Origin of the sequence: Megasphaera sp. DJF_B143, assembly GCF_900320625.1 — a bacterium.
GTDB classification, from domain to species: domain Bacteria; phylum Bacillota; class Negativicutes; order Veillonellales; family Megasphaeraceae; genus Megasphaera; species Megasphaera hexanoica.
Window position 1 is genome coordinate 1 of record NZ_ONTA01000229.1, and the last position, 2809, is coordinate 2809.

Genomic DNA, 2809 nt, shown 5'->3' on the forward strand with positions numbered 1-2809 from the left:
CTACAACATCGAGATCGAAAACGGCAATGCCACCATCAACAAAGCCACACTGCATCTGTTCACTGGCGACTATACGGAAGCCTATGGGGATGCCGGGGCAGTTCAGAAGGATTTGGATAGTGCTACTACGGTCAAGGGTGAAAAAAACGGGGACAGCCTGGTTGAATTGACGTCTAAAATCGGTATCACCAACACATCTGGTGCTCTCGTAAGTAAGGACCGGACCAACGATGTAAAGTACAAGACGGATGGCAGCCTGGACAGCTATGGCATTGCGACGGACTTCAATAAGTCCCTGGACAACTACGAAGTGGTGCTGGATAAGGCCGGTACGGTTACTCTGACACCGGTAGCCATCAAAGTTACCAACGACATGATTCAGACTTATGGCTCGGATAAGACAACCTTTACGGAATCGTCCAATCCCAATCTGGTGAACGGGGATACTATTTCTACGGTTGGCCTGACCATGACGCCGAAGGCTGGCGGAGCGTATGAAACCAACCGGGCCGGCCGGACTACGGCCGATGCCGGGACGTATTACAATGACATGGAATCGGATGGTGGCGGTATCGTCCATGAAAATGGCAGTGATGCCCGGAAAAACTACATCGTCACCATCGAAGGGGACATCATCGTAAATAAAGCCCCCCTCCGTATTGATACGGATGACGTATTCACCCAGTACGGTGTAGTACAGACGACCCAGTCCCGCGTTACGGGCCTGACCAACGGGGATCAGCCGGGAGGTCTGAGCTATGATTATGGTGACTATGGTCATGGCTATCTCAATGGCAATACACGGACAAACTGGCCAGGTACATATTCCTTTGGAACATTCCTCAGCGGTCCTGATTTTCTGAAGAATTATCTCGTTTCCGGTGGAGATGCGACATTGCAGATTGTTCAGACCAAACCGGATATTACGAATCAGGATGTTTGGAACCGTGAGGGTGGCCGGCCACAGCACAAAATAGAAATTTCTATGCCGATTTTCCGTGTTCAGGACAATACAGTCAAACAGTATGGCACCTATGGTGTTTCCCAGGCGGGAGAAACAACGAAGCTTTCGCCGACGGGCATGCGCCTCACGGAACCGGTACAGCCTCAGCTGCACAGCCGTTCCATCAAAACGAACATACAGACAGAAGATGGCAGTGGTATGTTCCGTCTCGATTATCATGGAGTAACCCTGCGGATTTATCCACTTGATGACGGGGCACAATACGTCGTCAAAGCCGGTGATGCAAAGAAAAACGTATCACTTTCTGAAAAGGCAATCCACGCAGCTTTTACAGAAATGGGTCTCGACCTCGTACGGCTCAAAGGTGTATATGTATATTTTGCGGATCCTGTCGTATAGTAGTAATACGAAAACTGCCGCACGAAGCAAATTTGCTTCGTGCGGCAGTTTTTTTATCATAACAGTTATCCTTTGTAAATGAGGTCAATGAGTTTCATCGTGACTTCATAGGATTTTTCCAGACTGGGAAGGGGCAGGAATTCATAACGGGAATGGAAATTCAGGCCGCCTGTAAAGTAGTTTGGCGTGAGGATGCCTTTGGTGGAGATAAAGGAACCATCCGTACCACCGCGCATGGCAATGGGTTTGGGCTGAATCTGCAATTCCTTGAATGCATCGAAAATGTAGTCGATGGCCTTGTGATTGTCATCGGTAATCGCATCGGCAATATTGCCATAGGTATCTTCCATTTCGCAGGTGATGGCAGCCCGCGGTTCCATCTGTTTCAGCTTTTCTACGTTGGCAGCAATACGCCGTTTCTTTTCTTCGTATTTTTCTTTGCTGTGGTCGCGGATATTGAGGCTGACAACGGCTTTGGACTGATTGGATTCTACGGCCTGGCACCAGATGTACCCTTCTTTTCCTTCTGTGCATTCCGGCGTTTCGCTGCGGTCGAACATATTGATGAAATCGCAGGCCAGGAGCGTCGGGTTGACCAGATTGCCCTTGGCGCTCATGGGATGGGCGCTGACACCGTGAATGGTAACTGTGGCCGAACCGGCGTTGAATGTTTCGTAGACGATTTCCCCGAGGGCACAGCTGTCTATGGTGTAGGCAAAATCGACAGGGAATTTGGAAAAGTCCATATTCTTCGAGCCGAAGAGACCACATTCTTCGTCGGGGACAAAGGCGACGTAGATATCGCCGTGATACAGGCCCGGATGGGTGGTCAGGGTGTGCAGTGCCGTCATGACGTTGGTGATGGCGGCTTTGTTATCTGCCCCGAGGACGCTGGTGCCATCTGTCGTGATCAGGTCTTGGCCGACGTAGTCGCGTAGTTCCGGATGATCACTGACGGTCATGACGATGTTTTTATCTGCGTTGAGGACGATGTCACTGCCGTCGTAATGTTCGACGAGCTGGGGATGTACGACAGGAGACAGGTCTACATCGACTGTATCCAGATGGGCGCAGAAGCCGACGGCAGGAATCTTGCGGTCGCAGCCCTGTTCAGTGTGGGCAGGGAGACGGCCTGTAAGGACGCATTTATCTGACAGAGACAGATCGATGAGCCCCATGTCTTCACATTCTTTCATGAGCGTACGGGCCATATCCCACTGCGATTCCGTGCTGGGAACCTGCGTGCCGCCATTGGGCTTGCTCTGAGACGGAATGCGGACATAGCGGCAAAAACGATGCATCATTGCTTCTTGTAATGGATTCATAGGATGGTTCCTCCTTTACTATATCCCGTTAGAACATCTGGCGGGGATATACATAGTCTGCCTGGAAGCCGAGAGGAATATTGAACCACCAGAAGAGGTACAACATGATAGTCAGGGCTAC

General features: G+C 50.7%; 2 protein-coding genes. One reads left to right on the top strand and one right to left on the bottom strand.

Annotated features, from left to right (window positions below):
• Positions 1 to 1363: hypothetical protein (locus DBO31_RS09320; RefSeq protein ID WP_159897805.1), on the top strand; the 1363-nt coding region annotated here is incomplete at its 5' end.
• Between the two features lie 65 nt (positions 1364 to 1428).
• Here the strand turns inward: DBO31_RS09320 and pepT are convergent.
• The gene (pepT, locus tag DBO31_RS06890) at positions 1429 to 2688 is read right to left on the bottom strand and encodes a peptidase T (protein WP_150824771.1); all 1260 of its coding nucleotides are present in this window, start codon (positions 2686 to 2688) and stop codon (positions 1429 to 1431) included.
• Positions 2689 to 2809 lie beyond the last annotated feature (121 nt).